This window comes from Mycolicibacterium bacteremicum, from assembly GCF_002086115.1.
In the GTDB taxonomy this organism is placed as follows: Bacteria; Actinomycetota; Actinomycetes; order Mycobacteriales; family Mycobacteriaceae; genus Mycobacterium; species Mycobacterium bacteremicum.
In genome coordinates this window covers 132,961-153,364 of the sequence record NZ_MVHJ01000001.1, presented here as the reverse complement: position 1 = coordinate 153,364, position 20,404 = coordinate 132,961, and the positions used below count along the sequence as shown (strand labels likewise).

12 protein-coding genes are annotated in these 20,404 nt (G+C 69.8%); 2 read left to right on the top strand and 10 right to left on the bottom strand.

From position 1 onward, the window contains the following. Positions 1-5: 5 nt before the first annotated feature. From pks2 to mutA, 5 genes are all read right to left on the bottom strand, one after another. Positions 6-6,272 carry a sulfolipid-1 biosynthesis phthioceranic/hydroxyphthioceranic acid synthase gene (pks2, locus tag BST17_RS00705; protein WP_083054575.1) on the bottom strand — a complete coding sequence of 2,089 codons (6,267 nt, stop codon included), beginning with the start codon at positions 6,270-6,272 and terminating at the stop codon, positions 6-8. A 788-nt stretch (positions 6,273-7,060) separates the two neighbouring features. Continuing rightward, a complete protein-coding gene (gene lipL, locus BST17_RS00700; RefSeq protein WP_083054573.1) occupies positions 7,061-8,365 on the bottom strand; it encodes an esterase/beta-lactamase LipL in 1,305 nt (434 codons plus the stop codon). A 116-nt stretch (positions 8,366-8,481) separates the two neighbouring features. Next, positions 8,482-9,456, bottom strand: a complete 975-nt coding sequence (meaB, locus tag BST17_RS00695; RefSeq protein WP_083054571.1) for a methylmalonyl Co-A mutase-associated GTPase MeaB — start codon at positions 9,454-9,456, stop codon at positions 8,482-8,484. Then, positions 9,457-11,721 (bottom strand): methylmalonyl-CoA mutase, encoded by a 2,265-nt coding sequence (gene scpA / locus BST17_RS00690; RefSeq protein ID WP_083054569.1) that lies wholly within the window; start codon positions 11,719-11,721, stop codon positions 9,457-9,459. A 1-nt stretch (position 11,722) separates the two neighbouring features. Beyond that, the gene (gene mutA / locus BST17_RS00685; RefSeq protein ID WP_083054567.1) at positions 11,723-13,549 is read right to left on the bottom strand and encodes a methylmalonyl-CoA mutase small subunit; all 1,827 of its coding nucleotides are present in this window, start codon (positions 13,547-13,549) and stop codon (positions 11,723-11,725) included. 152 nt (positions 13,550-13,701) lie between these two features. Between mutA and BST17_RS00680 the strand changes: the two genes are divergently transcribed. After that, positions 13,702-14,439 carry a TVP38/TMEM64 family protein gene (locus BST17_RS00680; protein ID WP_083054565.1) on the top strand — a complete coding sequence of 246 codons (738 nt, stop codon included), beginning with the start codon at positions 13,702-13,704 and terminating at the stop codon, positions 14,437-14,439. Position 14,440: 1 nt separating this feature from the next. Here BST17_RS00680 and BST17_RS00675 read toward each other — a convergent pair whose 3' ends face one another. From BST17_RS00675 to BST17_RS00665, 3 genes are all read right to left on the bottom strand, one after another. Further along, positions 14,441-15,784 (bottom strand): hypothetical protein, encoded by a 1,344-nt coding sequence (locus tag BST17_RS00675; protein WP_133053490.1) that lies wholly within the window; start codon positions 15,782-15,784, stop codon positions 14,441-14,443. Between the two features lie 144 nt (positions 15,785-15,928). After that, positions 15,929-17,173 carry an SPFH domain-containing protein gene (locus tag BST17_RS00670; protein WP_083054561.1) on the bottom strand — a complete coding sequence of 415 codons (1,245 nt, stop codon included), beginning with the start codon at positions 17,171-17,173 and terminating at the stop codon, positions 15,929-15,931. A 30-nt stretch (positions 17,174-17,203) separates the two neighbouring features. Further along, a complete protein-coding gene (locus BST17_RS00665) occupies positions 17,204-17,635 on the bottom strand; it encodes an NfeD family protein (RefSeq protein ID WP_083054559.1) in 432 nt (143 codons plus the stop codon). 58 nt (positions 17,636-17,693) lie between these two features. Between BST17_RS00665 and BST17_RS00660 the strand changes: the two genes are divergently transcribed. Further along, a complete protein-coding gene (locus tag BST17_RS00660; RefSeq protein ID WP_083054557.1) occupies positions 17,694-18,542 on the top strand; it encodes an Rv1486c family protein in 849 nt (282 codons plus the stop codon). Here the strand turns inward: BST17_RS00660 and BST17_RS00655 are convergent. After that, positions 18,508-19,584 (bottom strand): ferrochelatase, encoded by a 1,077-nt coding sequence (locus BST17_RS00655; RefSeq protein ID WP_109749938.1) that lies wholly within the window; start codon positions 19,582-19,584, stop codon positions 18,508-18,510. The genes BST17_RS00660 and BST17_RS00655 overlap by 35 nt on opposite strands. Positions 19,585-19,592: 8 nt before the next feature. Continuing rightward, the gene (inhA, locus tag BST17_RS00650) at positions 19,593-20,402 is read right to left on the bottom strand and encodes an NADH-dependent enoyl-ACP reductase InhA (protein WP_083054555.1); all 810 of its coding nucleotides are present in this window, start codon (positions 20,400-20,402) and stop codon (positions 19,593-19,595) included. Positions 20,403-20,404: the final 2 nt, after the last annotated feature.

Here is a 20,404-nt window from a genome sequence, read left to right as displayed (position 1 = left end):
TCTGATCATGACGGAACCGACACTTCCTCGGGGGCAAGAACGTCACAAAGACGGTCTGCGAGCACCCGGATGGTCGAAATATCTGTCGATCCGATACGTATACCTGTCTCCGCCTCGATGCGGGTTCGTACCTCCAGCGTGCCCAGCGAGTCCAACCCGTACTCGGCGAGCGGACGGTCCGGATCGACCGACCGCCGCAGGATCAGGCTGATCTGCTCGGAGATCATCCGGCGCATCCGCGCCGGCCACTCATCACGCGGCAGTTCGTGCAGTTCCGCGAGGAAGGCGCTGCCGGTGCTGCGCTGGCCGGACGACTGGAAAGCCTCGGCGAACTTGCTGCTCTGCGCGAACGCCGCCAGCCATGGCGTACCTACCACGGGGGCGTAACCACTGTAAGCCCTGTCGTGCCGGAGCAGCGTCTCGAACGCATACGCACCCTCGGCCGGGGCGATCGCGGCCTCACTGGAATCCGCCAGCGCGGTACCCGCGCCGATCTCCGACCACGGGCCCCAGGCGATGGAGGTGCTGGGCAGGCCCTGGCTGCGGCGCCAGTGGGTGAACGCGTCCAGCCAGCTGTTGGCCGCGGCGTAGGCGCCTTGGCCGGGTGAGCCGACCAGCGCGGCCGCCGAGGAGAACACGCAGAACCAGTCCAGGGTCTGCTTGGCCGTCGCGCGGTGCAGGTTCAGCGCGCCGTACACCTTCGGCGCCCAGTCCCGTTCGACCAGTTCGTCGGTGATGTTGGCCAGCACCGCGTCCTCGATCACGGCCGCACCGTGCAGCACGCCGCGCAGCGGCAGACCGGTCGCACAGGCCGCCTCGACCAGCCGGTCCGCGGTGCCGGGCTCGGCGATGTCGCCGCGCTCGACCTCGACCTCGACACCGGCCCGGCGGATCCGCTCGATGACCTCGGAGGCGGCCTCCGACGGCGCGGAGCGACCGTTGAGCACGATCCGGCCTGCGCCGGATTCGGCCAGCTGCTCGGCGAGGAAGAGTCCCAGACCGGTCAGGCCGCCGGTGACCACATAAGCACTGTCAGGCCGGGCCACACGAGCCTCTTCGGGCGGGACCACGGCGTCGATCTGCCCGCCGTGCGGGATGTCGAGCACCAGCTTGCCGGTGTGCCCGGCCGCGCCCATCACGCGGATGGCGGTCGCGCCATCCTGCAGCGGGTAATGCGTGGTCTCCGGCAGCGGCAGCACGCCGTCGGCGATCTGCTGGTAGCAGACCTCCAGCAGGCGACGCAGCGTGTCCGAATCGGTCAGCGACAGCAGCGCCAGGTCGACCGCGTAGAACGACAGGTTGCGGCGGAACGGGAACAGCCCCATCCGGGTGTCGCCGTAGATGTCGCGCTTGCCGATCTCGACGAACCGGCCGCCGAAGGACAGCAGTTCCAGGCCGGCCTTCTGCGCGGCGCCGGTGAGCGAGTTCAGCACGATGTCCACGCCGTAGCCGTCGGTGTCGCGGCGGATCTCGTCGGCGAAATCGGTGCTGCGGGAATCATAGACATGCTCGATTCCCATGCCGCGCAACAACTCCCGGCGGGCATCGCTACCCGCGGTGGCGAAGATCTCGGCTCCGGCGGCCCGCGCGATGGCGACCGCGGCCTGGCCCACGCCGCCGGTGGCGGAATGGATCAGCACCTTGTCCCCCGCGCTGATCCGGGCCAGGTCGTGCAGGCTGTACCAGGCGGTGGCATGCGCGCTGGGCACCGCGGCGGCCCGGTTGGTGGGCAGCCCCGGCGGCAGCGTGACGGCCAGGTTGGCATCACAGGTGACGAACGTCGCCCAGGCACCGTCGGCCGAGATGCCGCCGACGCGGTCACCGACCTTGTGCCCGGTGACGCCGGGCCCCACCGCGGTGACGACACCGGCGAAATCGGCCCCCAGCTTGGGCAGCCGGCCCTCGAAGGACGGGTAGCGGCCGAACGCCACCAGCACATCGGCGAAGTTCAGGTTGGACGCGCCGACGGCCACCTCGATCTGGCCGGGGCCGGGTGCGACCCGCTCGAAGGCCGCCAGCTCCAGGGACTGGATGTCCCCGGGTGTGCGGATCTGCAGGCGCATTCCCTCGCGGGCCGGGTTGACCACGGTGGTGCGGCGTTCCTCGGGACGCAGCGCCCCGGGCACCAGCCGCGCCACGTACCACTTGCTCCCGCGCCAGGCGGTCTCGTCCTCGTCCGAGCCGGACACCAGCTGCGCGGCGATCTGGGCCGCGTCGGTGTAGTCGTCGACGTCGATCTGGGTGGCCTTCAACTGGGCGTGTTCGGTGCCGATCACCCGGATCAGGCCACGCAGGCCCGCCTCGTCCAGATTGGCCGAGTCCTCGGCCAGCACCGTCTGCGCGTTGCGGGTCACCACGTGCAGGCGCGGGGCCTCGCCCGGGGTCTCCGGGAGCTCCCGCACGATCTTCACCAGGTGGCGCACGTTGTCACCGCCCCGCACGCCGGACTGCTCGTCGGTGACACCGTGCCGCGGCGGGGTGACCACCAGGACGTCACCGAAGGGCTGGGCCGCCAGCTGCTCGCGCAGTCGGGCCGCGTTCGCGTCGTGGTCGGAGTGCTGCGGCCACACCATGGTGGTGACGTCCACGTCGTGGCTCTTCAGCGCGTCGGCCAGTTTGGTGGCCAGCAGGTCGGCGGCATCGGAGGTGCTGATCAGCAACCAGCGGCCACCGCCGTGGTAGTCCGCCTCGGGCAGCTCGTGCTGGCGCCACTCGATGGTGAGCAAGCGGTCGTTGAACGTGCGCTCACGCTGGCCGCTGTCGGACACCCCGGTGCCCAGCCGCAGGCCGGCGACCGCGAGCAGCACGGTGCCGTTCTCGTCGAGCAGATCCAGGTCGACCTCGACGGAGTTGGCGGTGACATTGATGATCCGGGCGTGGCAGTAGTGCGCGTTGCGGGTCGAGCCGTAGGCCCGCAACCGTCGCACGCCCAGCGGCAGCATCAGCGTGCCGCTGGTGTCGCCGCGCAGCGCGGGGTGCGCACCGACGGCCTGGAAGCAGGCGTCCAGCAGCGCGGGATGCACACCGTAGGCACCCTGCTGGGACCGGATGGAGCCGGGCAGGGCCACCTCGGCGAGCACCGAGTCGGACTGCACATCGGATCCGTCGTTGACGTTGACGGCGACCAGTCCGGCGAAGGCCGGGCCGTACTGGATGCCGCGCTGGCTGTACCAGGCGCGCATCTCGGCGCCGTCGACCCGCACGGTGTGCGCGGCCAGGGTGGCGTCGATGTCGACGGCGGCGGGCGCGGCCTGCTCGTCACCGGCGCGCAGCGTGGCCGAAGCCCGCTTGACCTGCTCACCCTGCAGATAGGTCTCCACCACGAAGTCCGCGGCGCCGGCTCGGGTCACGGTCGCGGCGGCGGTCACCTCGGTGCTGGCCTCAAGGAGCAGCAGCGCCTCGAAGCTGACGTCGTGCACCTCGGCGGTCTCACCCATGACGTTGCGGGCGGCGGCGAGGGCCATCTCGCAGTATGCGGCGCCGGGCAGCGAGGCCACATTGTGCACCTGGTGATCACCCAGCCACGGCTGGATGTCGGTACCCAGATCGGCCTGCCAGGCGTGCCGTTCGGGCTCCTCGGGCAGCCGGACGTGGGCGCCCAGCAGCGGGTGCACGGCCAGCGTGGCGCCGCCCGGGGCGAGCTCGAGGGGGTCGCGCACCAGGATCAGATCGCGATGGGTCCAGGTCGGCAGCGGCGCATCGACCAGGTTGCCGGTCGGGTACAGCACCGAGAAGTCGATCCGGGCCCCGGCGCTGTGCAGGTCGGCCAGAACGGCCCGCAGACCGTAGGGCAGCTCCTGCTCGCGCCGCACGCTGGCCAACGCTGCATGCGCGATGTCCAGGCTGCCGGCGGTCTGGTCGACGGCGTGGGTCAGCAGCGGATGCGGCGACAGCTCGGTGAAGACCCGGTAGCCGTCCTCCAGGGCCGCCTGCACGGCGGCGGCGAAGCGCACCGCGTGGCGCAGGTTGTCCACCCAGTAGTCGGCGTCGAAGTCGGCGATGTCGCGCGGGTCGTACAGCGTCGCCGAGTAGTAGTCGACGCTCGGCTCGGCCGGGTCGAGGTCTTCGAGGGCGTCGGCGAGATCGTCGAGGATCGGGTCGACCTGCGGTGAGTGCGAGGCCACGTCGACGGCGACCTCGCGGGCCATCACGTCACGGCTCTCCCAGTCCGCGATGAGCTCGCGCACCGACTCCTTGGCGCCACCGACGACGGTCGAGCGCGGCGATGCGACGACCGAGAGCACCACATCGTTGATGCCGCGGGCGGCCAGCTCCGAGAGCACCTGCTGGGCGGGTAGCTCGACCGACGCCATCGCGCCGGATCCGGCGATGGTGGCCATCAGCTTGGAGCGCCGGCAGATCACCTTGACGCCGTCCTCCAGTGTCAGCACGCCGGAGACCACCGACGCGGCGACCTCGCCCATCGAGTGACCGATGACGGCGCCGGGCGTGACGCCGTAGGTCTTCAGGGTGGCCGCGAGGGCGACCTGCACCGCGAACACCGTCGGCTGCACCTTGTCGATGCCGGTGACGGTCTGCGAGGCGCGCAGTTCCTCGGTGACCGAGAAACCCGACTCGGCGGCGATCAGCGGTTCGAGCTCGGCGATGGCGGCCGCGAAGGCCGGCTCGCCGGCGAGCAGACCGGCGCCCATGCCCGCCCACTGCGAACCCTGACCGGAGAACACCCAGACGGGACCGCGGTCACCGCTGCCGACAGCCCGCTGATACGGCGTCTCGCCGTCGGCCACCTCGCGCAGCGCGGCGACCAGGGACGCGTGGTCATCGGCCAGCACAGCGGTGCGCACCGGCCGGTGCGCACGTCGCCGGGCCAGCGTGTAGGCCAGGTCGTGCAGGTTGAGGTCCTCCTGGGCCTCGACCCAGTCGGCGAGCCGGCCGGCGGTGCGGCGCAGTTCCTCGGCCGAGGTGGACGACAGCGCGAAGATGTGCGGCTGATCGCCGGTGGGTGCGGCGGCGGCCGACGCGGCGGGCGCCTCTTCGAGCACGGCGTGCACGTTGGTGCCGGACAGCCCGTAGGCCGAGACGGCCGCGCGCCGGGGCTGATCGGTGGCCGGCCACGGGGTGACCTCGGCGGGCACGAACAGATCGGTCTCGATACCGGCGAGCTCATCGGGCAGCCGGGTGAAGTTCACGTTCGGCGGCACGGTCGCGTGCTGCAGCGCGAGCACGCTCTTGATCAGGCCGATGGTGCCCGACGCGGACTGTGAATGCCCGAAGTTGGTCTTCGAGGAGCCGAGCGCCACCGGGCCGGCGGCGCCGTAGACCTCGGCGAGGCTGGAGAACTCGATCGGGTCGCCGACCGGGGTTCCGGTGCCGTGCGCCTCGACCATGCCGACGGTGGCCGGGTCGATCGCGCCGGCATCCAGGGCGGCCTTGTAGACGGCGACCTGGGCGTCGCGCGACGGGGTGGCGATGTTGACGGTGTGGCCGTCCTGGTTGACCGCACTACCGCGCACCACGGCCAGGATGCGGTCGCCGTCGCGTTCGGCGTCGGCGAGCCGCTTGAGCAGGACGACACCGGTGGCCTCGCCGGGCACGAAACCGTCGGCCGCGGCGTCGAAGGCGTGGCAGTGCCCGGTGGGTGAGAGCATGCCCTGCGCCGAGCCCGAGGACAGCTTGCGCGGTTCCAGGACGAGGTTCACACCGCCGGCGAGCACCAGGTCGCTCTCACCGTCGTGCAGGCTGCGGCAGCCCAGGTGCAGCGCGAGCAGACCCGACGAGCAGGCCGAGTCCACCGAGTAGGCGGGGCCGTGCACGCCGAGGTGATAGGCGATGCGGCCCGAGGCCATGCTGAAGTTGTTGCCGGTGAAGCCGTAGGGCCCCTCGATCGAGTGGGCGTCGGCGGCCAGCAGTTGGTAGTCGCCGTGGGTCAGACCCATGAACACGCCGGTGAGTGAGCCCTGCAGCGTCGACGGGTCGATGCCCGCATGCTCGATGGCCTCCCAGGCCGTCTCCAACAGCAGTCGGTGCTGCGGGTCGACGGCGGTGGCCTCGCGGTCGCTGATGCCGAAGAAGTCGGCGTCGAAGCCGGCTACGTCGTCGAGGAAGGCGCCCCACTTCGAGACCGATCGTCCGGGCACACCGGGCTCGGGGTCGTAGAACTCGTCGGCATCCCACCGGTCCGACGGGATGATGGTGACGTGGTCCTCGCCACCGAGCAACGCCTGCCACATACGGTCAGGTGAGTCGATTCCGCCAGGCAAGCGGCACGCCATCCCGATGACGGCGACCGTTGTGACAGGTGTATCAACCACGTAGTTCAAACCTCTTCCAAGCGGGTACTGCGAGACTGAGCGAGCAGGATGACGACTGTCGGATCAGGTGGCGCGCCGGCTCGGCAGGCGCCTGAACAAACTTCGCACCCTCTCACACCCTCTCCGGACTTTGCTGCGACTCGTCCGTGAGTCGGTAGCGTAGTCGTCCCCGTTGACGACGGCGTTAAAAACTGAGCAAATCCATTGCAAACTCTACAGCGTCAAGAGCGCCGACGCGCAGGCTACACCAGCTACATCTCGTTGATCCAGCAACTTCGCGATAACGCCGTCACCTGCGAATCCATTGTCTTATTGACGTTTAAGTAAATGTGACGCGAGTCACCTTGTCAAGCCAATCATTAGCCACTCGATTCTGCAGCAAACAAGTTCGTGCATCTACAGACAACGGTTGGTGTCGAATTCAAGCTGTGAATCGGCTGTCGATCGACCCACTTGACCGCCCGTTCAAGGCCCGCTAGCTCAGTAAACAGTTGTAACACCCACCCCACTGGTGCCGTTTGCCGGGCGCCGCCGAGGGTCGCCGACGCGCATCACAGCGAGTTCGCCAGAATGGTGGCAACCTTCGATTACGTAACGGTAACCACACTCACAGGGACATCACATTTTCCCGCAGTGCCGGCCACGAATTGCCCGGGCACAGGCCCCCGGACCCTTTCCGACAGCCAACTGCCGAGGTCACCAGCAATATCGCGTTACCCGCGGTATCAGGTGGTCCTTGCGCCGGCAAGCAAAACTTCGGGCCGCCGAAACCAAGATCGGCGAACCGGTCAGACGGCGGCCGAAGCCGGTTCCGCGCAGCCTGCGCCGAAGACCGGGATTGCGCCGAAACCGCGCTCTCTGGCGCGCGCCGCACCGCGCCGGATGAGTGCCGCGGTGGCCACGAATCCCGCTTGATCGGCCACCACGAGCGGGGTCAGCAGCCGGTTGTGGACGTAGCCGAACGCCAGTCCGGTGGCCGGGTCGGCCCACCCCAGCGAGCCGCCCAGACCGACGTGCCCGAAGCCCGGCAACATACCCGGGAAGGGCAGCGCGTGGTAACCGAGATGGAAGGCCATCGGCAGGCCGATGGAACCGTCGGGGTACAGACTGCGCGGACCGGTCAGCCCGGCCACCAGTTCACCGGACAGGAACCGGGTGCCGTCGATCTCGCCCCCGTTGGCGATCGCACCGTAGACCCGGGCCAGCCCGCGCGCCGTCGCCACTCCGTTGGCCGAGGCCATCTCGCTGTCCAGCAGCGGGGTGTCGCCCTGCACCATCGACTTCATGCCCGGGAAGTAGAGCGCGCCCAGGCCGCCGGAGAACGGCAGCGCCGCCAGATGCGGCGCCACCGCGTTGAAGATCGGGTTCTGCAGATGACGCTGGGGGCCGATGATCTGGGCGGGCTGGGTGGGCGCGGAGATCGGCGGCCTGCCGAGGTGGATGCCGTCGACATCGAGCGGGCGGGCCAGCTCGGTGCGGAACAACTCACGCATCCCCCGCCCGGTGACCGAGCGGGCCAGTCCGGACACCAGCCAGCCGTAGGTCAGTGCGTGATAGGCCGGCCGGCCGCGCAGCAGCCCCACCGGCGCGGCGGCGATGCGCTCCTCCATCCGCACGTGGTCGAGCAGGTCGGCCCGGGAGATGCCGTTGAGTTGGGACAGGCCGGCGCGGTGCCGCATGACCTCACGCACCGTGATCGCCGCCTTACCCCTGGCCGCGAACTCCGGCCAGTACTCGGCGACCGGCGCGTCGTAGTCGATCAGGCCACGGTCGACCAGCCGATGGATGACCGTGGATGCCAGACCCTTGGTCGCCGAGAACACCATGGCGCCGGTGTCCGCCGACCAGCGTCGCCGGCCCTTGCGGTCGGCCCAGCCGGTCCAGACGTCAACCACGGGCACGCCGTCCAGGTACACCGCCAATGCCCCGCCACCGAAGCGGCGATGACCGAACAGCCTCGCGAAGGCCTGCACGGCGCAGGCGAAGTTGGGATCGGCCGCGCCACGGACACCGCGAGGCAGTGCGTGGCCGCGATCGGCCTCGGTCATCTCGGTGAGCGCCGCGCTGCGCTCGCCGTCTATTGCGTAGGTCACAGTCACCACAATTTACTCCGCCGGCTGGCTAACTATCGAGGGGCGTTACCTAACCGTGAGACGTGGACCTTTCCCGAATCCACGCCCCCGGCCAGCCATAGCTCCGCTGACCGAGGTCAGTCGGCGGCGTCGAGGATCTGCTGCGCGGCCAGCGCCGCGGTCAACTCGCCGTCGCGCACCTGCCGCTCGACATCGGCACGGATGCGCTTGACCTGTGGGTGGCTCAGCACCCGATCCAGCACCGTGTCGCGGACCATCGACCAGGTCCAGTTCACCTGCTGGGTCCGCCGGCGCGAGTCGAACTCCCCCGCCTCGGTCAGCACCCGCCGGTGTTCCTCGACGGTGCGCCACAACTCGGCCAGCCCGTCACCGGTCAACGCGCTCATGGTGAGAACCGGTGGGCGCCAAAGAGTTTCGCGGGGATAGATGAGTCGGAGTGCGCCGGTGAGCTCTCGGGCGGCCGACTTGGCCTCCACCGCGTGCGGGCCGTCGGCCTTGTTGACGACCACGATGTCGGCCAGCTCCAGCACACCCTTCTTGATGCCCTGCAACTGATCGCCGGTGCGCGCCAGCGTCAGGAACACGAAGGTGTCCACCATGTCCGACACCGTCACCTCGGACTGCCCCACCCCGACCGTCTCGACCAGGATGACGTCGAACCCGGCCGCCTCCAGCAGCACGATCGTCTCCCGCGTCGCGCGCGCCACGCCGCCGAGGGTTCCCGACGTCGGCGAGGGCCGGATGTAGGCGTCCGGATGCACCGCCAGCTTGGCCATCCGGGTCTTGTCACCGAGGATCGAGCCGCCGGTACGCGTCGAGGAGGGGTCCACCGCCAGCACTGCCACCCGGTGGCCGGCCTCGATCAGGTGCATGCCGAGTGCCTCGATCGTGGTCGACTTCCCGACCCCCGGCACCCCGGTGATGCCCACGTGCAGCGCGCTGCCGGCCTCGGGCATGAGCTCGAGCAGCAGCTCCTGGGCCCGCTGCCGGTGGTCGGCGCGCGTCGACTCGATCAGCGTGATCGCCCGGGCCAGCGCGGAGCGATCCCCGTCGCGGATCGCCCCGGCGAGTTCGGCGGCCGTCGGGCTCATCTAGCTCAGCGTGTAACCGAGTCGGTCGGCCAGCTTGCCCAGCAGGCCGATCGCCGCCTCGGCGATCACCGTGCCCGGCGGGAAGATGGCAGTGGCCCCGGCCGCGTAGAGCTCGTCGAAATCACCGGGCGGGATGACCCCGCCGACGACGACCATGATGTCGGGACGCCCGACCTCGGCCAGCGCATCACGCAGCGCGGGCACCAGCGTGAGGTGACCGGCGGCCAGCGAGGACACCCCGACAACGTGCACGTCGTTGTCGGCGGCCTGGCGGGCCACCTCGTCCGGGGTGGAGAACAGCGAGCCGACGTCGACGTCGAAACCGATGTCGGCGAACGCCGTTGCGATCACCTTCTGACCGCGGTCGTGCCCGTCCTGACCCATCTTGGCCACCAGGATGCGCGGCCGGCGCCCGTCGGCCTCGGCGAAGCGCTCCACCAGATCCGTTGCGGTACCCACGTTCCCAGCCTTCCCGACCTCGTCGCGATACACCCCGGAAATGGTCCGGATCTCGGCCACATGGCGGCCGTAGACCTTCTCCAGCGCGTCGGAGATCTCCCCGACCGTCGCATGCGCCCGGGCGGCGTTGATGGCCAGCGCCATCAGGTTGTTACCGAGTCCGTCCGCGCCGGTCGACACGTTTTCGCCTGCCGCACGGGTCAATTCGGCGAGTGCGGCCTGGGTGGCGTCGTCATCGCGTTCGGCACGCAGCCGCTCCAGCTTCGCCAGTTGCTCCGCGCGCACCCGGCTGTTCTCGACCTTGAGGACCTCGATCTCCTGGTCCTCGGCGACCTGGTACTTGTTCACCCCGATCAGCGCCTGCACGCCGGAGTCGATGCGTGCCTGCGTGCGGGCCGCGGCCTCCTCGATGCGCATCTTGGGGATGCCCGCGTCGATGGCCTGGGCCATGCCGCCGTATTCGGCGACCTCCTTGATGTGGGCGCGGGCCTTCTCGGCCAGCTGATGGGTCAGCCACTCGACGTAGTACGAGCCGCCCCAGGGGTCGATCGGGCGAGTGGTGCCGGACTCCTGCTGCAACAGCAGCTGGGTGTTGCGCGCGATGCGAGCGGAGAAATCGGTCGGCAGCGCCAGCGCCTCGTCGAGTGCGTTGGTGTGCAGCGACTGGGTGTGGCCCTGGGTGGCCGCCATCGCCTCGACGCAGGTGCGTGCGACGTTGTTGAAGACGTCCTGGGCGGTCAGCGACCACCCGGAGGTCTGCGAATGGGTGCGCAGTGACAGCGATTTCGCGCTCTTGGGGTCGAACTGGGAGACCAGCTCGCTCCACAACAGCCGGCCGGCGCGCAGCTTGGCGACCTCCATGAAGAAGTTCATCCCGATGCCCCAGAAGAAACTCAGCCGCGGCGCGAACTTGTCGATGTCCAGGCCGGCGTCCAGACCGGCCTTGATGTACTCCACCCCGTCGGCCAGCGTGTATCCCAGCTCCAGGTCGGCCGTCGCACCGGCCTCCTGGATGTGATAGCCCGAGATCGAGATGCTGTTGAACTTCGGCATCTTGGCGCTGGTGTAGCCGAAGATGTCGGAGATGATCCGCATGGACGGCTTGGGCGGATAGATGTAGGTGTTGCGGACCATGAACTCTTTGAGGATGTCGTTCTGGATGGTCCCGGCCAGCTTCTCCGGCGGCACGCCCTGCTCCTCGGCGGCCACCACATACAGCGCCAGGATCGGCAGCACCGCACCGTTCATCGTCATCGACACCGACACGCTGCCCAGGTCGATACCGTCGAACAGCTGACGCATGTCCAGGATCGAGTCGATGGCCACACCGGCCATGCCGACATCGCCGGCCACCCGCGGATGATCGGAGTCATAGCCGCGATGGGTGGCCAGATCGAAGGCCACCGAGAGACCCTTCTGGCCGGCGGCGAGGTTGCGTCGGTAGAAGGCGTTGGATTCCGCGGCCGTGGAGAACCCGGCGTACTGACGGATGGTCCACGGCTGATTGACGTACATGGTCGGGTAGGGCCCGCGGATGAAGGGCGGGTCGCCGGGGAAGCTGTCCAGCGGATACCCGGCGGCGACGGCCTCGTCACGGTCGGCGCCGATGTAGACCGGCTTGACGTCGATGCCCTCCGGGGTGGCCCACACCAACTGCTCGGGGGTGTAGCCGTGCGCGGCCGCTGCGGCCGCGGTCAGCTCGGCCACGTCTTCGGCGGTCGCGGGGGCCGGGGTGGTCTCCCCCTGCAGCGGGATGTCGGCGAAGCTGCCGATCAGCGACGTTTCGGTGGTCTCCGATGAAGTCATGTCACGCTCCCAATCGGCTGAGCAGCGTCGAGAGTGCCTCGACGGCATTGATCTTGGCGGTCAGGTAGTCGTCCGGCCTGTCGGTCGCCTCGGCCACCGCCTTCTCCGGACCGGCCAGGTAGAGGTGCTCGATACCGGCCGCCCGGGCGGCCGCCGCGATGGCGGACACCTCGGTGCCGTAACGGGCATCGGTTCCGCAGATGACGGCCACGGTGTGCGCGCCGACCGCCGCCGGCACCGCCGACGGGTCGACGGTGCCGGGGTTGACGGCCTCGATTCCCCCGGAAGCCAACAGATTGGCCGCGAAGGTGGTGCGGATGTTGTGCTCGGCCAGCGGACCCAGCGGCAGCAGCACCGCCTGCGGCCGGGTGCCGTGCTCGGCCAGGTAGGCATCCGAACGGTCGCGCAACGCCTCGAAATCGGCGGCGTAGCGGTGCACCCCGTGGGTCTCCTCGGCATGCTCCAACGGTTTCTCGGCGAGGTTGGGGAACTCGTTCACACCGGTCAGCGAGGTCCGCCGGTGGGCGATGTCCTCGGCACGCTTTGTGCGTACCGCGGCGATCCGCTCCTGCAGGTAATCCTGCGCGGCGCTGAACCCGCCGCGGCCCTCCAGATCCTGGAAGTGCGCCCAGGCCTGCCCGGCCAGCTGGGCGGTCAGATCCTCGATGAACCAGGAGCCCGCTCCGGGATCGAGCACCTTGCCCAGATGGGATTCCTCCAGCAACAGCAGCTGGGTGTTGCGGGCCATCCGGCGGGTGAAACTCGACGCGGTGCCGGGCAGGCCGCCGGGGATGGCGGAATCGAACGGCGCCACCAGCACGGTGTCGGCGCCCCCGATTCCCGCGCCGAACGCCGCCAGCGTGGTGCGCAGCATGTTCACCCACGGATCGCGTTGGCTCATCATCGGGGCCGAGGAGACCGCATGCAGGGTGGTCGCACCGGCATCGGCAGCACCGGCCACCTCGGCAACCCGCGCCCACAGCCGCCGCGCCGCGCGCAACTTGGCGATGGTGGTGAACTGATCGTCATCGGCCGAGAAGCGGAAACTGATCTGGGCCAACGCATCCGACACACCGAGCCCACCCGCGGTGAGCGCACGCAGGTACTCCACGCCGGCCGCCACCGCCCCGGCCAGCTCCCAGACCCCGCTGGCGCCGAGGTTGTGCAGGGCGGGGCCGTCGACGGTGACGGCCCGCACCCCCCGGCGGCCGGCGATACCGGCGGCCACCGACACCACATCGTCGAGGCCGGGCGCCGCCCGTCCGCTCAGCGCCGCGGTCAGCGGGTCGGCACCCAGATCCAGTGACAGCCGCGAGCGCTGGTCGTCGTCGAAGTCGGCCAGCAGCGGCAGCAGCGCACCGGCGGCGTCCACGAAATCGGCCCCGGCGTCGACGATCACCGGCACCAGGTCCAGGTAGACACCGGCCAGCAGCTGTGCCACCTCCGCGGGGGCCACACCGCGCGCACCGATCCGCAAGACCAGCGCACTTGTGCCCTCGGTCAGCGCCAGCAACGCCGCATTGTTGGCATCCACCGCCGACGCGTCGCCGACCGGGAACTCCTCGGCTACCTTCCAGCCGCTGAGCACATCGCGATGGGCGTCACCGCCGCGCACGAACGGCCATCGACCCGGCAGCGCGGGCTCGGGCTGCGCGTCCAGGGCGGTGTAGAGCGGACGTACCGGAAAACCCTCGTACGTCGCGGTGTCCAACAGCCGTTCCGGCTCCTCGGGCAGATCCGCCACGTCCCGGCGCAGGCTCTTGGCCAGCACGCCGGCCACCCCGGAGCGCCAGCGCTCCCGGTCCGATTCCATCACGCTCGAGGACATGTGACTCCTGTTTTCGCAGTGTGGGGCGGGTGAACTTCCCATGAGGCTAAATGATCGTTACCACGTCCCGGTGCAGCGGGCAGGGTCGGCCATCGCGGTGAGGCGCCGTGGTGAGCGGTGTCACGACGGCGCGCCCCGTAGGCTTGGAACACGTGAAACCCGTCGTCAGCACGTTGCGCACCGTCGTAGCCACGGTAGCGGCGACGGCTGCGCAGCTGCCGCGCCGGCGGGTCCTGACGATCGCGGCCACGATTGTGATTCTCGTCGCAGTTGCATTGCTGGTGCCGCTGCCCAGCGCCATGCAGCTGCGCGACTGGGCGCGCGCAGCCGGCCCGTGGTTTCCGCTGGTGTTCTTCGCCGCGCACACCGTGATGACAGTGTTCCCTTTTCCGCGAACGGCTTTCACGCTGTCGGCGGGCCTGCTCTTCGGTCCGCTGCTCGGCATCGGCCTCGCCGTGGCGGCCAGCACGCTCAGCGCCGTGATCGCCGTGGTGTTGGTCCGCGCGGCCGGTTGGCAGCTCAGTCGACTGGTGCACCATCCGCGGGTGGACACGCTCGACGCCCGGCTGCGCGAACGCGGCTGGGTGACGGTGCTGTCCATGCGGATGATCCCGGCCGTGCCGTTCGCGGTGCTGAACTATGCCGCCGGCGCCTCGGCGGTCCGGTTGCTGCCCTATGCGATGGCGACCCTGGTCGGCGTCATCCCGGGTACCGCCGCGGTGGTGATCCTCGGGGATGCGCTGACCGGCAACATCAGCCCGCTGCTGTTCCTGGTGTCGGCCTGCACGGCCGCCGTCGGAATCGCCGGCCTGATCTATGAGATCCGGGCACACCGCCGCCACCATCGCGATCCGGAGCCCGCCGCGGACGACCCGGCGCGCAGCGCCTGAGCTAGGCCGCGCGGTCGCTGCGGTCCAGGAACCGCACCACGGCGTGATTGCCGGTGGCCATCTTGGTCCGCATACCGCGTGGAACATGCAGCGCGACCATCGAACCCGAGCGCACGACGCCCATCGGTCCGGCACCGGCGAACCGACCGATGCCGGCCACATGGACGGCCCAACCGGCCTTGGCCTGGCGGTAGCCGATGCGGATACCCAGCCCGCAGATGACCAGCAGGCCGCCGACACCGGGCAGGGCCACGGCGGCCAGGGCGGCCAGCGACAGCGGCAGCAGCACCTCGGTGACCGCACGGTCCAGGAACGAGTCGGGGCTGCCGGAGGTGGCGATGCCGCGCAGACCCGCGGGCATCGGCTTGGCGACAGCCGCATGGGTGATACCCGCGACGGTGGTGGCCGACAGCAGCGACGGCGTGGCGGGCGCCTCGGTGATCAGACCGGCGGCGGGATCGGCCGCCTGCACGGGCGCCCACATCACCTCGGTCAGACCCGTCGCCGGCGCCGGATCCAGCGGGCGGGGCGCTTGCGGTGGCGCGACGGTGCCGGGGGGCGCGGGCACCCAGTTGATGCCCATCAGGGTGCCGAGGTCGGTCGGCAGGGCGGTGATCGCGCTGACCGAGCCCGTCATCGTGGTGAGCATGTACTCGATGGTCGTGATGACATCGCTGACCGGCGTCGTGGACGAGGGCAGCGTCGCGAGCAATGCGGGCAGCGCGGCGACGGTGTCATGCGTGGAGTCCAGCACCGTGGCCACGGTGTCACCGACGGCAGCGACCGCATCGGGCACCTTCGCGAACGGCAGCGGGTGGCGATTGGTCGGTTTCGGCGCCGCGGTGGGTCGCGGCGTGCTGCCGGCCGGCGGGGCCGTGGCGGCCGGTTCCGGCTCGACGACGGGTGTCGGCGGGACCTCCGGCGCGGTCGGTTCGGCGGCGACGTCGTCGGCCGTCGGCGCCACGATCTCGATGGCGACCTCGGGCGTGACATCGGGGGCGTCGATGGTTCCCGGCGTGAGCTCGGGACCCTCCTCGGCGCTGTCGCCGACGGGTGTGCCCGGGCCGGGTCGGGTGCGACCGTCGAGAGATCCGAGGGTGCGGCGGACATCGTTCAGCGACTGGCGCAGGGACTCCCGGACGGCGGATCCGAAATCGGTCTTGGTGCGCGGCGGCGACGCCGGCGAGCTGCCGGTGGAACCGCCGGTCTGCCCGCCGGCCGACGAGCCGCCGGTGCCGCCGGAGGTGCCGTCGTCGGCCAGCGCGAGCGCGGCGGGACCGCCGAGGAGCAGCGCGGTGGACAGCACGCCCGCACCCAATGCGCGCCGCGCGCACGCTCTCGTCATAACGCCGCCATTTCGTCCTCGCACCGGCACAAGGCCGCACTCCACCGTCAGCAACCGCTCAATATGCCATTAGACCACGTAGAAGGCCCAACAGCAGCAAAATAATTGTACGTGCGCGTCAACTCCCGGGCCAGCGGCGCAGGCTCAGGGCGCGCGATGCGTCCCGCCTGGCTGAGCCGGAGGCGGCCAGGACTGCTCGGCCGCGCCCGGGTCGGCCGGCACGCCACCGAGGGCCTGGGTACGGTTCGGCGCGTCCAGCGGCGCGACCGGCGCGGATCCCAGCGGCGGCACCGGGGTGCGGGCATCTGCCTCGGCCTTGGCGACCGCCTCGGCGATGGCCGGGTCGGTCTCGGTGGAGAACCAGTCGGCCACCTCGGCATCGTCGTTGACGTTCGCGGGGGTCTCGTCGACCGGGGACGGGGTGTAGCGGAACACGCCGTCCTCCCCCGGCGCCCCGAGCATCTTGGTGAATCCCTGCAAGGCCGCACCGAAGTCGCTGGGCACCAGCCACACCTTGTTCGCCTCACCCTTGGCCATCTCCGGCAGCGTCTGCAGGTACTGGTAGGCCAACATCTCCGGGGTGGGCCGCCCGGACTTGATCGCCGCGAACGTCTTCTCGATGGCCTTCGCCTCACCCTGGGCCTTCAGATAGGCCGCGGCGCGTTCGCCCTGGGCGCGCAGCATGCGCGACTGCCGGTCGGCCTCGGCGGCCAGGATGGCGGCCTGCTTGGCGCCCTCGGCGGCCAGGATCTGCGCCTGCTTCTGACCCTCGGCCTGTTTGATCGACGCCTCCCGGTTGCCCTCGGCGGTCAGGATCATGGCGCGCTTCTCACGGTCGGCGCGCATCTGCTTTTCCATCGAATCCTGGATCGACGGCGGCGGATCGATGCTGCGCAGCTCGACGCGGGCCACCCGCAGTCCCCACCGGCCGGTGGCCTCGTCGAGTACCCCGCGCAACTGGCCGTTGATCGAGTCGCGGGAGGTCAACGTCTGCTCCAGCGTCATCCCACCGACGACGTTGCGCAGGGTGGTGGTGGCGAGCTGCTCGACACCGACGATGTAGTTGCTGATCTGGTAGACCGCCGCCTGCGGATTGGTGACCTGGAAGTAGACGACGGTGTCGATGTTGACCGTCAGGTTGTCCTCGGTGATCACCGGCTGGGGCGGAAAGGACACCACCCGCTCACGCAGGTCCACCCGGGCCCGGATCTTGTCGACGAACGGCAGCAGCAGGGTCAGCTGACCCGACACGGTCTTGCTGTAGCGACCGAGCCGCTCGATCACCGCGGCCTCCGCCTGTGGGATGAGGGCCACCGATTTCGCGACGACGATCACCGCGAAGATCACCAGCACCGCCAGCAGGACCAGCCCTGCGATCGCACCGTCCACTACATCCCCTTCGGTTGGAGTTCGACCTGCCTACACGATCTTGGACACGACCGCGGTGGCCCCGTCGATGTGCACTACGGTCACCTGATCGCCCGTTTCGAACACATCGTCGTCGTTGAGCGGCCGCGCCGTCCATACCTCGCCGTCGAGTTTCACCTGACCGTCATGCCGGGACACCTGCGCCAGCACCAGGGCCCCCTTGCCCTCCAGGGCCTTGGCCGGGTCCAGCAGTCCCCCGCCGGACTCCATCCGGCGCCGCAACGCGGGACGCACCAACACCAGCAGCAGCACCGACACGACCAGGAACACCGCTCCATCGGCCCAGATCGGCCAATCGAAGACGAAGCTCGCACCGGCGGCCGCCAGCGCGCCGCCACTGAGCATGAGCAGGAACATGTCCCCGGTCAGGGCCTCTGCACCTGCCAGACCCAGCGCTGCGACCAGCCAAATCCATGCGGGCATGTGTGTCAGCCTAGCGAATCCGGCCGTACCCGCGGACGACAACTACACTGCGGAAACTATGTGGTGTCCGAGTGCGTCGCTGACGGTCTGGGTCAATGCCTGGCTTGCGGGCATGGCCGCGCCCGATGATGTGCTCGACGCGTTATCACAGTGGGCGCCAAAGCATTCGGTGACCGCCTACGACTCGGTGGCGGCGGCTTCGACCGGACTGCCGTGGCCGGACCTGGACCACTCGGGCACGATGTCGCTGCTGCAGACGATGCGCACCGCCGCCGGCCCGGCCGCCGGCGCGCCCGCCCTGTCGCTGGTGCTACCGGTGCCCGGTGACGTCCGCGGTCTGCCGCCGGACACCCAGTTCCAGCGCGATGCCATCACCATGGGTGAGGCGATCATCGTCGGCACCGACCCGTCGCGGTCGGTCGGCATGGTGCCCGAATACATCTATGAAGACATCGACGATCCCGATTTCGAGCCCGACCCGGTGTCGCTGGCCTGGACGGTCTACTCGGTGCCCGCGCCCGGGGTGCTCGAGCATCTCGATCTGGGCGAGGCCGAATACACGCTGCGCTCGGCGGTGCGATCGGCCGCCGATGCGCTGGGCGCGCTGAGCGCCGGCATCGGGGTGGCCGACATCGACGACCCGCGCGGCATGGTCGAACAACTACTGGAGGCCACCCGGCTGCACCGGTTGCCCGATCATGCCCCGGAGCGCGCGGCGCGGGTGCTGGAGAACGCCGCACACGTCGACGCGATCATCACCGCCAGTTCCGGACTCATGCCGATCGGCCTGCAGACCAGCTCGGAGGTGCGCATCGCCTCGGATACGCTGCGCCCGCTGGCCTCGGTGGTGCGGTCGGCGCGGCTGGCCGCGATCAGCGCGATTCTGTACTCGGCCTGGCGGCGCTGACCGGCTGGCACGCCGGCGTGCAGAACGATCCGTCAACACTGCTGCCGTAGCCCGGAACCGGTTGCGGCCCAACGACTCTGGCAGGGGGCTGATCCAGCCGCAGCTCGTCGACCAGGCTGATCACCAGCTCGGCGAACCGGCGCTGGGCGTTGGGGGTGGCGGCCCGGGCCAGTGCCACGCCGGCCGCCGCGGCCTGTTCGGCGAGTTCGCTGTCCAGGTCCCAGATGACTTCGATGTGGTCGGCCACGAATCCGATGGGGCACACGATCACCGCATCGATCCCGTGCTCGACCAGCACCTCCAGGTGATCGCCCACATCGGGTTCCAGCCACGGCACCTGCGGCGGTCCGGACCGGGACTGCCACACCACGTCGAAGTCGTCATAGCCGGCCGCGTCGGCCACCAGCCGTGCCGCATACCTGACCTGACGCTCGTAGAGGTCCTGGCCACAACGGTTGGCGGCCCGCAACGGAATCGAATGGGCGGTGAAGACCAGGCGGGCACCGGACCGACGCTCGGCGGGCAGCGTCTCGGCCGCCTCGGCAACAGCGTCGGCGAACATCGCCACGAACAGCGGGTGGTCGAAGTACTGGCGCAGCTTCACCAGTTCCGGCGCCGCGCCCTTTCCGGCGTCGGCCACGCTGCTACGCGCCCGGGCGATGTCCTCCTGATACTGCGCGCAGCCCGAGTACCCACCCCAGGCCGACGTCGCGAACACCGCGGCGCGCCGAACACCGTTGTCGCGCATGGCGGCAACGGTGTCCTCGGCGAACGGCTCCCAGTTGCGGTTGCCGAAGTACACCGGCAGGTCCCGCCCCGCATCGGCCAGGACCCGTTCGATCTGCTCGATGAGCGCCCGGTTGATGCCGTTGATCGGGGACACGCCGTCGAAGTGGTAGTAGTGCTCGGCCACCGACTCCAGGCGCTCCCGCGGGATACCGCGGCCCCGGGTCACGTTCTCCAGGAACGGCATCACCTGCTCGGGTCCCTCCGGACCGCCGAAGGACAGCAGCAGCAGTGCGTCGAAGCTGTTGGGGGCCACGGGTCTGCTCAGAGCAGCTGGGTGCTGGCGCCGCCGTCGGCGTAGATGATGGTCCCGGTGGTGGCGGGCAGCCAATCCGACAGCAGTGCGCAGACGGTCTTGGCGACCGGGGTCGGATCCTTCATGTTCCAGCCGACGGGTGCGCGCTGATCCCAGCCCTCTTCCAGCAGCCGCATCTGGTCGCCGGCCTCGGCGCCCAGCGCGCCACCGACGATGGCGCTCATCGCCAGGGTGCGGATAGGGCCTGCGGCAACGAGATTGGAGCGCACGCCGAACGGTCCGGCCTCGCGGGCCACGAACCGGTTGACCGACTCCAGCGCGCTCTTGGCCACGGTCATCCAGTTGTAGGCGGGCATGGCGCGGGTCGGGTCGAAGTCCATCCCGACGATGCTGCCGCCACTGTTGAGCACCGGCAGGGTGGCCTTGGCCAGCGAGGCGTAGGAGTAGGCCGAGATGTGGATGCCCTTGGCGATGTCCTCGTAGGGAGCGTCGAAGAACGGGTTGATGCCCATGCCCGTCTGCGGCATGAAACCGATCGAGTGCACCACGCCGTCGAGCTTGTTGCCTTCACCGATCGCCTCGGTGATGCGCCCGGCCAGCGAATCCAGGTGCTCGGTGTTCTGCACGTCGAGTTCGAGCAGCGGTGCCGGCTTGGGCAGCCGGTCGGCGATGCGCTGGATGAGCTTGAGCCGGTCGAAACCGGTGAGCACCAGTTCGGCACCGGCCTCCTGGGCCTGCTTGGCGATGTGGAACGCGATCGAGCTGTCGGTGATGATCCCCGTGACGAGGATGCGCTTACCGTCGAGAAGTCCTGCCATGT

Bases quoted from the DNA above. Each gene is read 5' to 3' on its own strand.
- meaB (WP_083054571.1), bottom strand. From the start codon at position 9,456: ATGAGCCCGACGGCCGCCGAACTCGCCGGGGCGATCCGCGACGGGGAT.
- scpA (WP_083054569.1), bottom strand. From the start codon at position 11,721: ATGACTTCATCGGAGACCACCGAAACGTCGCTGATCGGCAGCTTCGCC.
- mutA (WP_083054567.1), bottom strand. From the start codon at position 13,549: ATGTCCTCGAGCGTGATGGAATCGGACCGGGAGCGCTGGCGCTCCGGG.
- BST17_RS00675 (WP_133053490.1), bottom strand. From the start codon at position 15,784: ATGACGAGAGCGTGCGCGCGGCGCGCATTGGGTGCGGGCGTGCTGTCC.
- BST17_RS00665 (WP_083054559.1), bottom strand. From the start codon at position 17,635: ATGCCCGCATGGATTTGGCTGGTCGCAGCGCTGGGTCTGGCAGGTGCA.
- BST17_RS00660 (WP_083054557.1), top strand. From the start codon at position 17,694: ATGTGGTGTCCGAGTGCGTCGCTGACGGTCTGGGTCAATGCCTGGCTT.
- inhA (WP_083054555.1), bottom strand. From the start codon at position 20,402: ATGGCAGGACTTCTCGACGGTAAGCGCATCCTCGTCACGGGGATCATC.